This is a genomic window from Shinella sp. GW821-FHT10F02 (assembly GCF_058809275.1).
This window is the reverse complement of the sequence record NZ_JBXASL010000004.1, coordinates 404,182-419,947: the sequence shown is the minus strand read 5'-3', so window position 1 is coordinate 419,947 and position 15,766 is coordinate 404,182. Positions and strand designations below refer to the sequence as shown.

At 63.8% G+C, this 15,766-nt stretch carries 17 protein-coding genes; 7 read left to right on the top strand and 10 right to left on the bottom strand.

Annotation, left to right across the window (positions count from 1 at the left end; genetic code table 11):
• The first annotated feature begins 85 nt into the window (after window positions 1-85).
• From AC1RWL_RS15170 to AC1RWL_RS15155, 4 genes are all read left to right on the top strand, one after another.
• Entirely contained in the window at window positions 86-859 is a 774-nt protein-coding gene (locus AC1RWL_RS15170) for an enoyl-CoA hydratase (protein ID WP_493095166.1), read from the top strand.
• A 191-nt stretch (window positions 860-1,050) separates the two neighbouring features.
• Window positions 1,051-1,317 carry a 30S ribosomal protein S20 gene (rpsT, locus tag AC1RWL_RS15165; protein ID WP_256118109.1) on the top strand — a complete coding sequence of 89 codons (267 nt, stop codon included), beginning with the start codon at window positions 1,051-1,053 and terminating at the stop codon, window positions 1,315-1,317.
• A gap of 977 nt (window positions 1,318-2,294) precedes the next feature.
• Complete coding sequence (gene dnaA / locus AC1RWL_RS15160; protein WP_439625667.1) at window positions 2,295-3,743, top strand: chromosomal replication initiator protein DnaA; 1,449 nt, start codon at window positions 2,295-2,297, stop codon at window positions 3,741-3,743.
• A gap of 94 nt (window positions 3,744-3,837) precedes the next feature.
• A complete protein-coding gene (locus tag AC1RWL_RS15155; RefSeq protein WP_493095165.1) occupies window positions 3,838-4,338 on the top strand; it encodes a GNAT family N-acetyltransferase in 501 nt (166 codons plus the stop codon).
• A gap of 9 nt (window positions 4,339-4,347) precedes the next feature.
• Here AC1RWL_RS15155 and gcvA read toward each other — a convergent pair whose 3' ends face one another.
• On the bottom strand, window positions 4,348-5,241 hold the full coding sequence (gcvA, locus tag AC1RWL_RS15150; protein ID WP_493095164.1) for a transcriptional regulator GcvA: 894 nt from the start codon (window positions 5,239-5,241) through the stop codon (window positions 4,348-4,350).
• Window positions 5,242-5,378: 137 nt separating this feature from the next.
• Here gcvA and AC1RWL_RS15145 point away from each other — a divergent pair, with 137 nt between their 5' ends.
• Window positions 5,379-6,320: a DMT family transporter gene (locus AC1RWL_RS15145; RefSeq protein WP_493095163.1), complete on the top strand. Its 942-nt coding sequence runs from the start codon at window positions 5,379-5,381 to the stop codon at window positions 6,318-6,320.
• On the opposite strand, the gene hemW is transcribed toward AC1RWL_RS15145, so the two are convergent.
• From hemW to rph, 4 genes are read right to left on the bottom strand one after another with little or no spacing between them, the layout of a single operon-like run.
• Entirely contained in the window at window positions 6,321-7,514 is a 1,194-nt protein-coding gene (hemW, locus tag AC1RWL_RS15140) for a radical SAM family heme chaperone HemW (RefSeq protein ID WP_493095162.1), read from the bottom strand.
• Window positions 7,515-7,520: 6 nt separating this feature from the next.
• Window positions 7,521-8,165 (bottom strand): RdgB/HAM1 family non-canonical purine NTP pyrophosphatase, encoded by a 645-nt coding sequence (rdgB, locus tag AC1RWL_RS15135; RefSeq protein ID WP_493095161.1) that lies wholly within the window; start codon window positions 8,163-8,165, stop codon window positions 7,521-7,523.
• 7 nt (window positions 8,166-8,172) lie between these two features.
• Entirely contained in the window at window positions 8,173-8,589 is a 417-nt protein-coding gene (locus tag AC1RWL_RS15130) for a VOC family protein (RefSeq protein ID WP_493095160.1), read from the bottom strand.
• Between the two features lie 13 nt (window positions 8,590-8,602).
• Entirely contained in the window at window positions 8,603-9,319 is a 717-nt protein-coding gene (gene rph / locus AC1RWL_RS15125) for a ribonuclease PH (RefSeq protein ID WP_256118101.1), read from the bottom strand.
• A gap of 157 nt (window positions 9,320-9,476) precedes the next feature.
• On the opposite strand from rph, the gene hrcA reads away from it, so the two are divergent.
• Window positions 9,477-10,553, top strand: a complete 1,077-nt coding sequence (gene hrcA / locus AC1RWL_RS15120) for a heat-inducible transcriptional repressor HrcA (RefSeq protein ID WP_435266730.1) — start codon at window positions 9,477-9,479, stop codon at window positions 10,551-10,553.
• Window positions 10,554-10,642: 89 nt separating this feature from the next.
• Entirely contained in the window at window positions 10,643-11,266 is a 624-nt protein-coding gene (gene grpE, locus AC1RWL_RS15115) for a nucleotide exchange factor GrpE (protein ID WP_439625653.1), read from the top strand.
• Between the two features lie 75 nt (window positions 11,267-11,341).
• Here grpE and ptsN read toward each other — a convergent pair whose 3' ends face one another.
• The 5 genes from ptsN to AC1RWL_RS15090 all read right to left on the bottom strand — a co-directional run bounded on the left by ptsN (window position 11,342) and on the right by AC1RWL_RS15090 (window position 15,762).
• Window positions 11,342-11,806: a PTS IIA-like nitrogen regulatory protein PtsN gene (gene ptsN / locus AC1RWL_RS15110; protein WP_256118098.1), complete on the bottom strand. Its 465-nt coding sequence runs from the start codon at window positions 11,804-11,806 to the stop codon at window positions 11,342-11,344.
• A 74-nt stretch (window positions 11,807-11,880) separates the two neighbouring features.
• Window positions 11,881-12,456: a ribosome hibernation-promoting factor, HPF/YfiA family gene (hpf, locus tag AC1RWL_RS15105; RefSeq protein ID WP_069060208.1), complete on the bottom strand. Its 576-nt coding sequence runs from the start codon at window positions 12,454-12,456 to the stop codon at window positions 11,881-11,883.
• A gap of 249 nt (window positions 12,457-12,705) precedes the next feature.
• Entirely contained in the window at window positions 12,706-14,265 is a 1,560-nt protein-coding gene (rpoN, locus tag AC1RWL_RS15100; RefSeq protein ID WP_256118096.1) for an RNA polymerase factor sigma-54, read from the bottom strand.
• Between the two features lie 109 nt (window positions 14,266-14,374).
• On the bottom strand, window positions 14,375-15,160 hold the full coding sequence (gene lptB / locus AC1RWL_RS15095) for an LPS export ABC transporter ATP-binding protein (protein WP_493095315.1): 786 nt from the start codon (window positions 15,158-15,160) through the stop codon (window positions 14,375-14,377).
• A 38-nt stretch (window positions 15,161-15,198) separates the two neighbouring features.
• Complete coding sequence (locus tag AC1RWL_RS15090) at window positions 15,199-15,762, bottom strand: LptA/OstA family protein (protein WP_435266728.1); 564 nt, start codon at window positions 15,760-15,762, stop codon at window positions 15,199-15,201.
• Window positions 15,763-15,766: the final 4 nt, after the last annotated feature.

Here is a 15,766-nt window from a genome sequence, read left to right as displayed (position 1 = left end):
AGCAACGCCAGGAAAAGTGTGCAGCGGTTTTCCGTCCGGCGTTGCGCGACAGAAATAGATCATAAGATAATAAGAGGAGAGAGACATGGCTTACGAAACCCTGCTGGTGGAGACGCGCGGGCGCGTCGGCCTCATCACGCTCAACCGGCCGCAGGCGCTGAACGCGCTGAACAGCCAGTTGCTCGGCGAGCTGAAGGGCGTGCTCGCCGGCTTCGAGGCGGATGAAGGCATCGGCGCGATCGTCATCACCGGCTCGGAAAAGGCCTTTGCCGCCGGGGCGGACATCAAGGAAATGCAGCCCTACGGCTTTGCCGAGGCCGTGCTGGCCGATCTCGCCGCCGGCTGGGACGATGTTGCCGGCTGCCGCAAGCCGATGATCGCGGCTGTCAGCGGCTTCGCGCTCGGCGGTGGCTGCGAGCTCGCCATGATGTGTGACTTCATCATCGCCTCGGAGACGGCAAAGTTCGGCCAGCCGGAAATCACGCTCGCCGTCATCCCCGGCATGGGTGGAACGCAGCGGCTGACGCGCGCGATCGGCAAGGCGAAGGCGATGGATCTCTGCCTGACGGGCCGCCTGATGGATGCCGCGGAAGCCGAACGCTCCGGCCTGGTCGCCCGCGTGGTGGCGTCGGAGAAGCTTCTGGAGGAGGCGCTCACTGCTGCCGAAAAGATCGCCAGCTTCTCGCTGCCGTCGGTCATGATCGCCAAGGAGGCCGTCAGCCGCGCCTATGAGACGGTGCTGTCGGAAGGCATGCGCGCGGAGCGCCGGCTGTTCCACGCGCTCTTCGCCACGGAGGATCAGAAGGAGGGCATGGCGGCCTTCATCGAGAAGCGCAAGCCGGCGTTCAAGCACCGCTGATCGGGCGATCCGGCGTTTCTTGCAGAATCCGCGTTGACGTCTTCGCGGTTTCCAGCTATACGCCGCCCACAGTTTGGAAAGCCGAATTCTGAGGTTTTCCGATATTGCTCCCGAATTGCTTTGATGACAGGTCGCAGTGACCCGGCACGGCGAGGGCGGAGTTTGTGTCAGATTTCTGAAGAGAGGCATAGATGGCCAATACAACCTCGGCAAAGAAGGCGACCCGCAAGATCGCCGCGCGCACCGCAGTCAACAAGTCGCGCCGCTCGCGCGTCCGCAACTTCATCCGCAAGGTCGAGGAGGCAATCGCCTCCGGTGACCAGGTTCAGGCCGCCGCCGCCCTCAAGGCAGCCCAGCCGGAACTGATGCGCGCCGCGACCCGCGGGGTGCTCCATTCCAACACAGCATCCCGCAAGGTTTCGCGTCTGGCGAGCCGCGTGAAGACGATGTCGGCCTGATCGACCCGTCGAGCTATGCAATATTAGAAAAAGCCCGGTGCTCGCACCGGGCTTTTTCTTTGGTTTTTCGACCCTGCTATGGTTAATGTGCAAGGCTCGATCTTGTCAAAACAGTGACGAAAAAATTCCTTTAAATTCAGTTACTTGCGGGAGGTTGGGTGGTCTTGCTCCCCCTTTCGTTGCGGGAGTTTGACAGCAATTTGAGTCAAGCGAATTTTTATTTTTTTCGTTTTCCAGCCCTTCCGAAAACAACCCGAAAACAAAGCCATTGATTCCTAACAGATTCTCCACGGGAAAGCTGATTCCGAGTCAGGAAGCCCTCTGCGAGTCAACGCCCGCCCCTTAATTTTGCGTAAAATTCGTGATTGATCTTGCTACCTGATCCTGCCTAAATGCTTTCCACAGGGGGCACGGAAACAAGCCTGAAAATGATCGCCGACAAGACTGTCTCACAAGGCAGCGGTGGTTGTTTGTTCCCTGTGACGGAGCGGCTCCGCTTCGTAAAATCATCAAACCGGCAACGCTTGCCCCAGGTGCCCCTGGCACTCTGGCAGTGAGTTTTTGCGACTATTGATTGTGCCGGTTGCAGCTGTGAGGACGGCTGCCGATGAAGAGGGCATGCCCGCTGGACGCTCTACGAGGGGGCGCACGGCGAGGCCACAGACGGGAACGCGGGATCGGGTATGACACCGGATCGTGCCGACCTGAATTGTGTTTGGGAAACAGGATTGTGCCGGAGCAGGGGGCCGGTTCAATCGGGGCACCAGATCCCGGACCGGGCGATTGGCTCGGCACGGCCGGGAGATGGCAAACATGAAAGGCGCCGGCAGGAATGCCGACGTGGCGAATTGAGCATGAAAGGCGGCAAGATGCAGGTGAATACGGCCACCAGAACAGCTGGTGCATTCGCAAACGGGGAAAATGCACTAAAGGCGCTCCCACCAGAAGGGGTGCAGGCGGCGGGGGTTCCATCCGATATGAAGCAGGACGCGATTTTCGAACGGGTCAGTGCGCGCCTCAAAGCGCAGGTTGGTCCGGACGTCTTCGCGAGCTGGTTCGGCCGGTTGAAGATCCATTCCGTTTCCAAGAGCGTGGTGCGCCTTTCGGTGCCGACGACGTTCCTGAAGTCGTGGATCAACAATCGTTATCTCGATCTCATCACCAGCCTGTTCCAGCAGGAGGATGCCGAAATCCTCAAGGTGGAGATCCTGGTGCGCACCGCGACCCGTGGCGTGCGCCCGGGTTCCGTCGACGAGGCCATTGCCGTCGAGCCCGCGCCGCAGGTGCAGTCGTCGCGCCGTCCGGCCGGTGGCCCGCAGCCTGTCGCCAGTGCGGCCGCTTCCGTCACTGCGGCGGCCCAGCCGCGCCAGCATTCCGGTCCGCTCTTCGGCTCGCCGCTCGACCAGCGTTATACGTTCGATGCCTTCGTCGAGGGCACGTCGAACCGCGTCGCCCTTGCCGCAGCCCGCACGATCGCGGAAGCCGGTGCCGGCGCCGTGCGCTTCAACCCGCTCTTCGTGCATTCGAGCGTCGGCCTCGGCAAGACGCACCTTCTCCAGGCGATCGCGCTCGGCGCGCTGTCCAGTGCCCGCAACCCGCGCGTCGTCTACCTGACGGCCGAATATTTCATGTGGCGTTTCGCGACCGCCATCCGCGACAATGATGCGCTCTCCCTCAAGGAGACGCTGCGCAACATCGACCTCCTGATCATCGACGACATGCAGTTCCTGCAGGGCAATTCGATCCAGAACGAGTTCTGCCACCTGCTCAACATGCTGCTCGATTCCGCCAAGCAGGTCGTGGTCGCTGCCGACCGCGCACCCTGGGAACTGGAATCGCTCGATCCGCGGGTTCGCTCGCGTCTCCAGGGCGGCGTCGCCATCGAAATGGAAGCGCCGGATTACGAAATGCGCCTGGAAATCCTCAAGCGCCGCCTTGCGGCCGCCCAGCAGGAAGACCAGTCGCTCGATATTCCGGTCGAGATCCTCAGCCACGTCGCGCGCAACATCACGGCCAGCGGCCGCGAGCTGGAAGGCGCCTTCAACCAGCTGCTCTTCCGCCGCTCCTTTGAGCCGAACCTGACGATCGAGCGCGTCGACGAACTGCTCGGCCATCTTGTCGCCGCCGGCGAGCCGCGCCGCGTGCGCATCGAGGACATCCAGCGCGTGGTGGCGAAACACTACAATGTCTCGCGCCAGGAGCTGGTCTCGAACCGCCGTACGCGCGTCATCGTCAAGCCGCGCCAGATCGCCATGTATCTGTCCAAGACGCTGACGCCGCGCTCCTTCCCGGAAATCGGCCGCCGCTTCGGCGGTCGCGACCACACGACCGTGCTGCACGCCGTGCGCAAGATCGAGGAACTGATCTCAGGTGATACCAAGCTCAGCCATGAGATCGAGCTCCTGAAGCGCCTGATCAACGAATAGGGCGTTCACGCCCCTTCGACAGCTCTGAACGCTGTGCCGTCCTTTCGGGTCGCGCACGGCGTTCTGCTTTTGGCAGAACGAATGAGACGCCGGCATGGACCTGCTCGTCACCTATATGGAACTCTGCACACCGCCGTCGGAGCGGCCGGTGCTGCCGGCCCCAAGTGCCGATCTGGAAGTCGGCGCGGAGCGCCTTTCCCTGGAGGACTACCTGTCGCTCTATCGCACCATCGGCGAGCCGTGGACCTGGGACCAGCGGCTGCGCATGCCACAGGACGCATTGGCGCAACTCCTGTCCGCTCCGTCGACGATCATCTTCGTTCTGCGCGAGAAGGGGCAACCGGTCGGCCTCTGCGAATTCGATGCCGCCAACGAGCAGGACATCGAGCTGGTGCATTTCGGCCTCGTTCCGGCGGCCTATGGCCGGCGGCTTGGTCCTTTCCTGCTGGATACGGCGCTCAGGGCGACGTGGCGGAAGGCGACGCGGCGCATCTGGCTGCACACCGATACGAACGACCATGCGAAGGCGCAGGCGACCTACGCGCGGGCAGGCTTCACGCCCTACCTGCAACGGATGGAAACCTTTGCCGATTGACGCCGCGCGTCAGCTGCCGCGCACCGCCCGTGCCTCGTCGGTCAGCCATTGGCGCAGCGCCGTGACGGCTGGCCGGTCGAGCGCGCCCGGCGGATAGACGATGTAATAGGCGAGCCCCGTCGACACGCCGCGCGAAAAGGGCGCGACCAGCCGCCGCTCCTGGATTTCCCGCGCCACCAGCGAAAGCCGCACCAGCGCCACCCCGTCGCCCGCCTTGGCCGCCTCGATCGCGCCATTGCTGTCGGTGAAGACGGGGCCGCGCATCGCGTCGATGCCGGTGACGCCCATCGCCTCCAGCCAGAGCCGCCAGTCCTGCCGGTGTACGTCGTGGATCAATATATGGTTGGCGAGATCGGCCGGCTCGTCGAGCGGCACGGTTTCGCGCAACGCCGGGGCGATGACGGGCACGAGGTTGTCGTCGAGCAGCCGTTCGCTGACGAGGCCCTCATAGCGGCCGAACCCGTGCCGGATCGCGATATCGACCCCGTCGCGCACGAAATCGACTAGGCGGTTCGAGGCGCTGATGCGGATGTCGAGGCCGGGAAAGCGCTCTTCGAAATGCGGCAGCCGCGGCACGAGCCATTGGGCGGCAAAGGTCGGCGTGCAGCTGATCGACAGCGTCGCCGGGCGGGCGCGGGCGAGAAGCTCGTCGGTCGCCTCGCGCATCAGGCGAAAGGCCGAGCGCATTGCCTTGAAGTAACCCTCGCCATCCTCCGTCAGCGAAAGTCGTCGCGGCCGCCGCTCGAAGAGCTGCACGCCGAGCGTTTGTTCGAGGTCGCGGATCTGCAGGCTCACGGCGCCGGGTGTCACGTTGAGCTCGCCGGCGGCAAGCGTGACGCTCAGGTGGCGCGCTGCCGCCTCGAAGGCGCGCAGGCCAGACAGAGAGGGAAGACGGCCGCTCATGGTTTAGTTTTCCTCGCTGAATTGTCGAAATATGATCGTTTGTACCAGAGGGAAATAACCGGAATGATAGCGCAACTGCCGGGTTCTTGCACTCGGTCCCATCGCTCGGTTTAGAAAAAATCCCGTAGGAGGCCGTCATGGCTAGCCATCAAATGTCCGCCCGCGAATGGGCCTTGCTCATCGCCCTGTCGCTGCTCTGGGGCGGCTCGTTCCTGTTCAACGGCATCCTCGTGCGCGAGCTGCCGACGCTCACCATCGTCGCGCTGCGCGTGGCGCTTGCGGCGATGGCGCTCTGGACGATCGTGCGGCTCTCCGGCCATGCCATTCCGAAGAGCCGTGAAGTCTGGCTCGCCTTTCTCGGCATGGGCGTGCTCAACAACATCATCCCCTTCTCGCTGATCGTCTGGGGCCAGACGCATATTGCGAGCGGCCTCGCCTCTATCCTCAACGCCACGACCCCACTCTTCGCGGTGATCGCCGCCCATCTGCTGACGCAGGACGAGAAGATGACCGGTAGCCGGCTCATCGGCGTGTTGGTGGGTTTTGCGGGCGTGGCCCTGATGATCGGCCCGTCGGTGCTGTCCGATCTCGGCACGAACGTGCTGGCACAGCTCGCCGTGCTTGGCGGCGCCGTCTCCTATTCGATCGCCGGCATTTTCGGCCGCCGCTTCCGCCGCATGGGCCTGCCGCCGCTGCTGCCGGCCGCCGGGCAGGTCACCACGTCTGCGGCTCTGATGCTGCCGGTCGCCTTGATCGTCGACCGGCCATGGACGCTCGCCATGCCCTCGGCGGAAGCTTGGATAGCGCTGTTCGGCCTCGCCTTCCTCGCCACCGCGCTCGCCTATGTCATCTTCTTCCGCATCCTTGCGACGGCAGGCGCCACGAACCTGATGCTCGTCACTTTCCTGATCCCGGTCAGCGCCATCCTGCTCGGCGCGCTGGTGCTGGGCGAGATGCTGGCGCCAAAACACTTTGCCGGCATGGCGCTGATCGCCGTCGGCCTTGCGGCGATCGACGGACGTCTCTTTCGTTTCTTCATGGAAAAGCGCCGGCCGCTCGGCTCGGATGCCGGCAACTGATCAGCAGGCGAGATCGGCGACGACGGCGTCGAGGATCAGCATGCCGGCCGGCGTACAGCGCAGCCGCGAATTGCCGAGCCGCTCGATGAAACCGTGTTCGATGAGGAACTGTTGGCGGTCCGGGTCCAGATCGCGGCCGGAAAGGCTCTGCCAGCGGGCGAGATCGACACCCTCCTTCAGGCGCAGGCCCATCAGCAGCAGCTCGTCCGACTGTGCCTCGCGCTCCAACAATTCCTGGTCGACCATGCCGTGGCCCCCGGCCTCGACCAGCGACAGCCAGCTTTCCGGCTTGCGTTCCGTCGCGGTCGCGATCTTCGAGCCGCCGGTCGTCAGGCGGCCATGCGCGCCGGGGCCGATGCCGACATAGTCGCCATAACGCCAGTAGGTGAGGTTATGGCGGCTTTCGGAGCCGGGGCGGGCATGATTGGAGACCTCGTAGGCCGGCATGCCCTCGCGCTCGGTGATCTCCTGCGTCGCCTCGTAGAGCACGGCCGACTGTTCGCCATCCGGCACGATCAGCTTGCCGGCCTTGTGCAGGCCGTAGAAGGGCGTGCCCTCCTCGATGGTGAGCTGGTAGAGCGAAAGGTGGTCGACGGCGTAGGAGACCGCCTCCTTCAGCTCGCGGTCCCACTCCTCCACCGTCTGGTTCGGCCGGGCATAGATGAGGTCAAAGGACATGCGCGGGAAGATGTCGCGGGCCAGCCGGATCGCCTTCAGCGCATCGGCGACGTCATGCAGCCGGCCGAGGAATTTCAGGTCCCGGTCGTTCAGCGCCTGCACGCCGAGCGAGACGCGGTTGACGCCGGCAGCCCGATAACCGCGAAAACGTTCGGCCTCGACGCTCGACGGATTGGCCTCCATGGTGATCTCGATGCCGTCAGGCACATGCCAGTGGCGGGCGATGCCGTTGAGGATCGCGTCGACCGTCTCCGGCGCCATCAGCGACGGCGTGCCGCCACCCATGAAGATGCTGGTGACCGTGCGCGAGCCGGTGAGGCGGCGCATCGTCGCCATTTCGGTCAGAAAAGCCTGCACGAAGCGCGGCTGGTCGACCGGCTGGTGGCGCACATGGCTGTTGAAGTCGCAATAGGGGCATTTGGCGGCACAGAACGGCCAGTGCACATAGATGCCGAAGCCGGGCTCGGCGAGGTCCGGCCCAAAGCTCTGCCTGATGTCGAGGGGCACCGCCGTCATTTTGCCTCAGGCCGTCAGGCAGGTTTCGACGAAGATCTTGAAGGCGCGGGCGCGGTGCGACAGTGCTGCCGCGTCGCCCGGCTTCCAGCCGTGTTTTTGCTCAGCGCTCATCTCGCCGAAGGTCGTCTCGTAACCCTCGGGCTGGAAGACCGGGTCGTAACCGAAACCCTGCGTTCCACGCGGCGGCCAGACGACCTGGCCTTCGACCTCGCCGCGGAAGAGTTCCGTATGGCCGTCCGGCCAGGCAAGGCAGAGCACGGAGACGAAACGTGCCGTGCGATCCCTGGCCTCGCTCACACCCTTTTCGGCCAGCGCCTTCTCCACCTTCTCCATGGCCATGGCGAAGTCGCGCGTGCCGTTCGCCGTCTCCGCCCAGTTCGCCGTGTAGACGCCGGGCGCGCCGTCGAGCGCATCGACGACGAGGCCGGAATCATCCGAAAGGGCGGGCAGGCCGGAGGCCTTGGCCGAGGCGAGCGCCTTGATCGTCGCGTTCTCCTCAAAGGTCGTGCCGGTCTCGTCCGGCTCCTCGAAGTTCAATTCGGCGGCCGACTTGGCGGAGAAGCCGAAGGGGCCGATCAGGTCCTCGATCTCGCGGATCTTTCCCGCATTGTGGCTGGCGACGACGATCGTCTTGGTGTCGAGCTTGCGCATAAGGGTCCTAAGCGATGTTCCAGAGGCCGGGCTCGGCACATTCGAGGCTGTTGCCGGCGGGGTCGCGGAAATAGATGGAGCGGGCGCCGTTCGGCCAACAGAAATCCGCTTCGATGGTGATGCCGGCTTCTACGAGCTTTTCCACCCAGAAATCAAGCTCCGGCCCGGGAACGCGAAAGCAGACATGGCCCGGTCCCGTCGCGCCGTGCACCGGCACGGGAAAGGCATGGGGCGGCGGCGGAACGACGGTCTCCTGCGGATTGAAGATCAGGAGAACGCCGGGGCCGCAGCGGAAGAAGACGTGGCGGTTTGCCTGCCGCGTGATCTTTGCCAGCCCGAGCAGGTCGCCGTAAAAGGCTTCCGCCGCGTCGAGGTCGTCCGCATAGAGCGCGGTTTCGAGTATCCCTTCGAGCGCGGCGGCCATGGGCAAACCTATCTCAGGCGATCGCCTGCTTCTGCATCTCGACCAGTTCGGCAATGCCGTTGCGGGCGAGCACCATCAGGGAGGAGAATTCCTCTTCCGTGAACGGCTTGCCCTCGGCGGTGCCCTGGATCTCGACGATGCCGCCGGAGCCGGTCATGACGAAGTTGGCGTCCGTCTCGGCGGCGGAATCCTCGAGATAGTCGAGGTCGATCACCGACTGCGCGGCGAAGATGCCGCAGGAGATCGCGGCGACATGGTCCTTCAGGACCTTCTCGACCTTGATCATGTTGCGCGCTTCCATCCACTTCAGGCAGTCATGCAGCGCGATGAAGGCGCCGGTGATGGAGGCGGTGCGGGTGCCGCCGTCTGCCTGGATGACGTCGCAGTCGACGGTGATCTGGCGTTCGCCGAGCGCTTCCAGATCGACGATGGCGCGCAGCGACCGGCCGATGAGGCGCTGGATTTCCTGCGTACGGCCGCCCTGCTTGCCGGCTGCGGCTTCGCGGCGCATGCGGTCGCCGGTGGCGCGCGGCAGCATGCCGTATTCGGCCGTCACCCAGCCCTTGCCGCTGTTGCGCAGCCACGGCGGCGTCTTGTCTTCCAGGCTGGCGGTGACGAGCACATGCGTGTCGCCGAACTTGACGAGACAGGAGCCTTCGGCATGTTTGGAGATGTTGCGCTCGAAGGAAACCTTGCGCATCTGATCGGTTTTTCTGCCGGACGGCCGCATTGCGAACTCCTCATTGAGATATGTGGGAAGTGCTTTAGACCAGTTCGTCAGGCGAGGGAATGCCGATGCCGCGACGCCAGGGAAAATCCGTTTTGCGCTTACCCGCGAAATCACTATATTCCAGTCGGATAACAGGGTTTGCAGCGAGAAGATGGTTTTGAATAGATCTCCGGGTCCTGAAAGTCAGGCGGCGCTCGACGAGCGTTCGGGTGAGATCTTCCGTCGCATCGTCGAAAGCTATCTGGAAAGCGGCGAGCCGCTCGGCTCGCGCAACCTGTCGCGCATCCTGCCGATGTCGCTCTCGCCCGCCTCCGTGCGCAATGTGATGAGCGACCTGGAAGAACTCGGCCTCATCTACTCGCCGCATATCAGCGCCGGCCGCCTGCCGACGCAGCTGGGTCTGCGCTTCTTCGTCGATGCCTTCATGCAGGTGGGCAATATTTCGGCGGAGGATCGCGCCTCGATCGAGCGCCATGTGCGCCCGCACGGCCAGAAACATTCGGCCGTCGAGACCCTGATGAACGAGGCGAGCCAGGCGCTGTCCGGCATGTCGCGCGGCGCCGGCCTCGTCATCACCACCAAGAACGACGCCGTGCTGAAACATGTCGAATTCATCCGGCTGGAGCCGACCAAGGCGCTCGTGGTGCTCGTCGGCGATCACGACCAGGTGGAAAACCGCATCATCGAGCTGCCGGCGGGCGTCACCGGCTCGCAGCTCACCGAGGCCGCCAATTTCCTCAACGCGCATCTCGCCGGCAACACGCTGGTCGAGGCGCGCGCGCAGCTGGAGCGCCTGCGCGGCGAGATCAGCGTCGAGCTGGACAAGCTGTCGCAGGACCTCGTCGAGCGCGGACTGATGGTCTGGTCCGGCGGCTTCGACGAGGGCAAGCCGACGCGGCTCATCGTGCGCGGCCGGGCGAACCTGCTCGAAGGGCTTGCAGGCGCGGAGGATATCGATCGCCTGCGCATGCTGTTCGACGACCTGGAGCGCAAGGACGGCCTGATCGAGCTTCTCAACCTGGCCGAGACGGGCCCGGGCGTGCGCATCTTCATCGGCTCGGAAAACAAGCTCTTCTCGCTGTCCGGCTCCTCGCTCATCGTCGCGCCCTATCGCGACAGCGAGGAAAAGATCGTCGGCGCCGTCGGCGTCATCGGACCGACGCGGCTCAACTATTCCCGTATCGTGCCCATGGTGGACTATACGGCCCAGCTCATGTCGCGGCTTTCGCGCTGAACCCCGGCAATCCGGCCATCGGCCCTTGATTTTTCGGGCTCAAAGCTCGATATCGGGCGCAAACCTCAAAATACAATTCGGAGTACGTCATGACCGACGAGAACAAGAAACACGGACCTGACGAAGCGGTAGAAGACAACGTCACCGCAGAAGCGTCCGCCCTGGAAGAGCTGACCATCGAGGCCGATGCCCCGGCGGAGCCGGATCCGGTGGACGTGCTGCGCACGGAAAATGCCGACCTCAGGGACCGGTATCTCCGCCTCGCCGCCGAGATGGACAACCTGCGCCGCCGCACCGAGCGCGACGTGAAGGATGCAAAATCCTATTCCGTCGCCGGTTTTGCGCGCGACATGCTGGCCGTGTCCGACAACCTGCGCCGCGCGCTGGACGCCATTCCGGCCGATGCGCTGGAAAGCGGCGATGCCGGCTTCAAGGCATTGGTGGAAGGCGTCGAGATGACCGAGCGCTCGATGCTCTCAGCCCTTGAACGCCACGGCGTGCGCAAGCTCGAGCCGGTCGGCGAGAAGTTCGATCCGAACTTCCACCAGGCGATGTTCGAGGTGCCAAACCCGGAGATCGCCAACAACACGGTCGTACAGGTCGTGCAGGCCGGTTTCGTCATTGGCGAGCGGGTGTTGCGCCCCGCCATGGTCGGCGTCTCCAAGGGCGGCCCCAAGGCGCCCGCGGGCGAGACCAGCGCCGCCCAGGCCTGATCGTTCCCTTTCGCAAAAAGAAAAACCGGCGGTCGCAAAACCGCCGGTTTTTTTATGCGAATTGATGAAGATCGTTCAGGCGGCGTTCGACGCCTGTTCCTCGCTCAGGCACGCGTAGATGGCGCTCTCGCTGTCGGAGGCGCGCAGCTTCGCCACCATCGCCGGGTCGCGCAGAACGCGGGCGATGCGCGACAGCGCCTTCAGATGGTCCGCACCGGCACCTTCCGGGGCCAGAAGCAGGAAGACGAGGTCGACCGGCTGGTCGTCCAACGCCTCGAAGTCCACAGGGGTCTCGAGCCTCGCGAAGAGGCCGGTGATCTGCGAAAGCTCCTTCAGCTTGCCGTGCGGGATGGCGATGCCATTGCCCACGCCGGTGGAGCCCAGTCGCTCGCGCTGAAGAATGACGTCGAAGATCTCGCGCTCCGGAATCCCGGTGATCTTTGCCGCTTTTGTCGCCAGTTCCTGAAGCAGCTGCTTCTTGGAATTGGCCTTCATCGCCGGAATAATCGCACTTTGCTGCAGCAAACCTGCCAATGCCATGCTTTTGTCCTCGTGAGGCGGGTGAAGGGGTTGAAGAAACGTGGTGCCGGTTTCCGGCACCACGCTCCCGTCACTCAGCCTTTGATATTGGCTGCATCGATCCAGCCAATATTTCCGTCGTTGCGTCGGTAGACGATATTGAGCTGCTCCGATCCGGCGCTGCGGAAGAGAAGAACCGGTTCGTCGGTCATGTCGAGCGCCATGACGGCGCTTGCGACGGACATCGTCCTCAGTTTCTTCGTGCTTTCCGCGACGATGGTCGGCGCGTAGTCCTCGGGAAGTTCATCCTCTTCGTCGGGGACCGAATCCATCACCGTGTAGGCCACTTCTGCAAAGGCATCGTGACCATTGCCGTTGTGGTGTGCCTTGAGTTTGCGCTTGTAGCGGCGCAGGCGTTTCTCGATCCGTTCGGAAGCCGATTGGAAGGCCACCAGGGGATCGTTTGCTTCGCCATTCGCCTGCAAGGCCATTCCCGTATCAAGGTGGATCTTGCAGTCGGCGCTGTACCGCGATCCCGCTTTCTCTACGGTGACCTGGCTCGAATATCCTCCGTCGAAATATTTGGTTACGGCCTCTCCGACCTGGTCTTCAATGCGTTGACGGAAAGTTTCGCCGATTTCCATATGTTTACCGGATACACGCACACTCATGGAGGTTTCCTCTCGTTCGTGATTTGCGCGCAACAGTCTATTCCAACCTTACCCACGTTCCAAGCGTTTCACGCAGGCGATGCAATTTGCCTCGCATACGGCAGAAAAGTGGGGATATGTCTGGAATTCCGGCCTTCTTCTCTTCAGAATTGGGCCGCGCATTAGCCCGTTCCAGCTGCGAAGTCAATTGGCGGATTCAGGCATTCTTAACTTCTCATGTCCTCAAACGCCGGTTCTCCCGGCTTTGTTTCAGGAGGCGGCCGCTTTCGCATGCGCCCGTTTTTCGCGCCGGCGCTGCACGGAGGAGGGGATGTTCATCGCTTCGCGATATTTCGCGACCGTGCGGCGGGCAAGATCGACGCCGCCCTTGCGCAGCACGTCGACGATGTCGTCGTCCGACAGCACCGCATCCGGCTGCTCCTGGGCGATCATCGTACGGATGCGGTGGCGCACGCTCTCGGCCGAATGCGAATCGCCGCCCTCGGCCGAGCCGATCGACACCGTGAAGAAATATTTGAGCTCGAACAGGCCGCGCGGCGTCAGCATGAACTTGTTCGAGGTGACGCGGCTCACCGTCGATTCGTGCATCTTGATCGCCTCGGCGATCGTCTTCAGGTTCAACGGCCGCAGGTGATCGACGCCGTGCATCAGGAAGGCGTCCTGCTGGCGCACGATCTCGGTCGCCACCTTCATGATGGTGCGGGCGCGCTGGTCGAGGCTGCGCGTCAGCCAGTTGGCCGTCTGCAGGCATTCGTTGAGGAAACCCTGGTCCTCGCTGTCGCGGCTCGTGCGGCTGGAGACGGCGGCGTAGTATTCCCGGTTGACGAGCACGCGTGGCAGGGTGTCGGCATTGAGTTCGACATGCCAGGTGCCGTCCGGTGCTGCGCGCACGACGATATCCGGCACCACGGCCTCCGAGGCGCTCGTTTCGTAGCGCGTGCCGGGCTTCGGGTCGAGCTTGCGGATCTCCGCCAGCATGTCGAGCAGGTCTTCCTCGTTGACGCCGCACAGCTTCTTCAGCGTCGCGAAGTCGCGCCGGGCGAGAAGTTCGAGATTGTCGATCAGCGTGGCCATGGCCGGATCGAACCGGTCGCGGGCGCGCAGCTGGATGGCGAGGCATTCGCTGAGCGAGCGGGCGAAGACGCCGGGCGGATCGAGCTCCTGGAGCCTGTAGAGCACCCGGTCGACCTCGGCGACGGGCTTGCCGAGCCTGAGTGCCGTCTCGGCGGTGCTGCCTTGCAGGTAGCCGGCTTCATCGAGCTGGTCGACGAGATGCTGGGCGACCAGCCGGTCGATCGGATCGGCGAGCAGGAAGGGGATCTGCGCGCCAAGAACGTCGCGCAGCGTCTCGCGGCCCGCCACGAAGTCGTCGAGGTCATAACCTTCGCCACCCTCGCTGCCGGGCATGGATTTCCACTGGCCGAGGAGTTCCGGCGCATCGGCCGCACGCGGTCCGGCATCGTCGGGAAACATGTTGTCGAGGCCGGCGTCGCTCGTGTCGGACGCGCTTCCGGCACTCGCCGTGGCGGAATCGTAGAGGTCGGGCTGAAAACCCTCCTCGCCGCCCACATCTTCGGCACGCGTGCGGTCCTCGTTGGGCAAGGAATAGGCATCGGCGCCGCGCTCGTCGTCGCGTGCGCCCTCGTCGCCGGAAACCACTTCGAGCAGCGGATTTTTTTCCAGCTCCTGCTCGATGAACTGGTTCAGCTCCAGATGCGTCATCTGCAATAGCTGGATCGACTGCATCAGCTGCGGTGTCATCACCAGCGACTGGCTTTGGCGCAGGAAAAGGCTGGCTGCGAGTGCCATGCGGACGCTCTACTCCCCGGGAAACCCGTCCAGGACGGGTGCAAATTCCAACTGGCCCAAAAATTGCTTTTTTGAGGAGTTTGGTCAAGCGCCAGCCGCGCTTTATGCGTCAGAGGCTGAAATTGTCGCCGAGATAGAGGCGGCGCACATCCGGATTGGCGACGATATCGTTCGCCCGGCCATGCGTCAGCACTTCGCCGGCATGGATGATATAGGCCCGGTCGATGAGGCCGAGCGTCTCGCGCACATTGTGATCGGTGATGAGCACGCCGATGCCGCGCGAGGTGAGATGGCGCACCAGCGCCTGGATGTCGGCGACCGAGATGGGATCGACACCGGCAAAGGGTTCGTCGAGCAGCATGAAGGTCGGGTCGGTGGCGAGCGCGCGGGCGATTTCCAGGCGGCGGCGTTCACCGCCGGACAGCGAGATGGCCGGCGCTTTCCTCAGATGCGAGATCGAGAATTCGGCAAGCAGGCTGTCGAGCTTCTTCTCGCGCTGCGCCTTGTCCTTGTCGTGCACTTCCAGCACGGCGCGGATGTTCTCCTCGACCGTTAGCCCGCGAAAGATCGAGGCTTCCTGCGGCAGGTAGCCGACGCCGAGGCGGGCGCGGCGATACATCGGCATGGTCGTGACGTCGTTGCCGTTGATCTCGATCGAGCCTTCATCGACCGGCACGAGGCCGGTGATCATGTAGAAACAGGTCGTCTTGCCCGCACCGTTCGGGCCGAGCAGGCCGACGGCCTCGCCGCGCCGCACGACCAGCGACACGCCGTTGACGACGCGCCGGTCGCGATAGGTCTTGGTCAACCCGCGGGCAATGAGGGTCCCTTCGTAGCGCGAAAGATCGGCGGTACGCTGGTGCTCCTGCGCAGCCTTCTTGGGACGGCGCGTCAGGCGGGTGAGCAAAGAGGAAGACACCTGGGAACGCTATCTCAATTCGTGGTCTTGCGCGACTTCGGGTCGAGCTGGATCATGACGCGGCCGCCGCAGGCATCGAGCTTGGCTTCGCCGGTGCGCATGGTGACGAGCAGCTGGCAGCCGACGAAGACGTTCTTGCCTTCCGACAGCACGACCTTCTCGCCCTTGAGCAGAAGCGTCTCGTTCACCAGGTTGAAGGTGCCGGTATCGGCGGTCGCTTCCTGCGTGCCGGACTTGAGATAGACCTTTTCCGAAACGTCGATCTTCTCGATATCCGCGTCGCCGCTCGCCACGGAACCCTGCCCGCCGGCGGCGTAGTAGACGATCATCTTGCCGGCCTGGAGCGTCGTCGTGCCCTGCACGACCTTCACATTGCCGGAAAATTCGGCCTTGTTCTCCTGGTCGCGGATCTCGAGCTTGTCGCTCTGGATCTGGATCGGCTGGTCGTTCGATAGCTGCATGCCCTTCATGCGGCTCGACGTCTGCTGGGCGCCCGCGGGAACCGAGATCAGCGTGAGGCTTGTGGCAAGAACGAAGATGCTGGCGGCCCGGAGCGGGGCGGAGAGAGTGGCGAACATGGCG

Excerpts from the sequence above, each read along its gene's own strand:
- AC1RWL_RS15170 (WP_493095166.1), top strand. The coding sequence starts at position 86 with ATGGCTTACGAAACCCTGCTGGTGGAGACGCGCGGGCGCGTCGGCCTC.
- rpsT (WP_256118109.1), top strand. The coding sequence starts at position 1,051 with ATGGCCAATACAACCTCGGCAAAGAAGGCGACCCGCAAGATCGCCGCG.
- dnaA (WP_439625667.1), top strand. The coding sequence starts at position 2,295 with ATGAAGCAGGACGCGATTTTCGAACGGGTCAGTGCGCGCCTCAAAGCG.
- AC1RWL_RS15155 (WP_493095165.1), top strand. The coding sequence starts at position 3,838 with ATGGACCTGCTCGTCACCTATATGGAACTCTGCACACCGCCGTCGGAG.
- gcvA (WP_493095164.1), bottom strand. The coding sequence starts at position 5,241 with ATGAGCGGCCGTCTTCCCTCTCTGTCTGGCCTGCGCGCCTTCGAGGCG.
- AC1RWL_RS15145 (WP_493095163.1), top strand. The coding sequence starts at position 5,379 with ATGGCTAGCCATCAAATGTCCGCCCGCGAATGGGCCTTGCTCATCGCC.
- hemW (WP_493095162.1), bottom strand. The coding sequence starts at position 7,514 with ATGACGGCGGTGCCCCTCGACATCAGGCAGAGCTTTGGGCCGGACCTC.
- rdgB (WP_493095161.1), bottom strand. The coding sequence starts at position 8,165 with ATGCGCAAGCTCGACACCAAGACGATCGTCGTCGCCAGCCACAATGCG.
- AC1RWL_RS15130 (WP_493095160.1), bottom strand. The coding sequence starts at position 8,589 with ATGGCCGCCGCGCTCGAAGGGATACTCGAAACCGCGCTCTATGCGGAC.
- rph (WP_256118101.1), bottom strand. The coding sequence starts at position 9,319 with ATGCGGCCGTCCGGCAGAAAAACCGATCAGATGCGCAAGGTTTCCTTC.
- grpE (WP_439625653.1), top strand. The coding sequence starts at position 10,643 with ATGACCGACGAGAACAAGAAACACGGACCTGACGAAGCGGTAGAAGAC.
- ptsN (WP_256118098.1), bottom strand. The coding sequence starts at position 11,806 with ATGGCATTGGCAGGTTTGCTGCAGCAAAGTGCGATTATTCCGGCGATG.
- hpf (WP_069060208.1), bottom strand. The coding sequence starts at position 12,456 with ATGAGTGTGCGTGTATCCGGTAAACATATGGAAATCGGCGAAACTTTC.
- rpoN (WP_256118096.1), bottom strand. The coding sequence starts at position 14,265 with ATGGCACTCGCAGCCAGCCTTTTCCTGCGCCAAAGCCAGTCGCTGGTG.
- AC1RWL_RS15090 (WP_435266728.1), bottom strand. The coding sequence starts at position 15,762 with ATGTTCGCCACTCTCTCCGCCCCGCTCCGGGCCGCCAGCATCTTCGTT.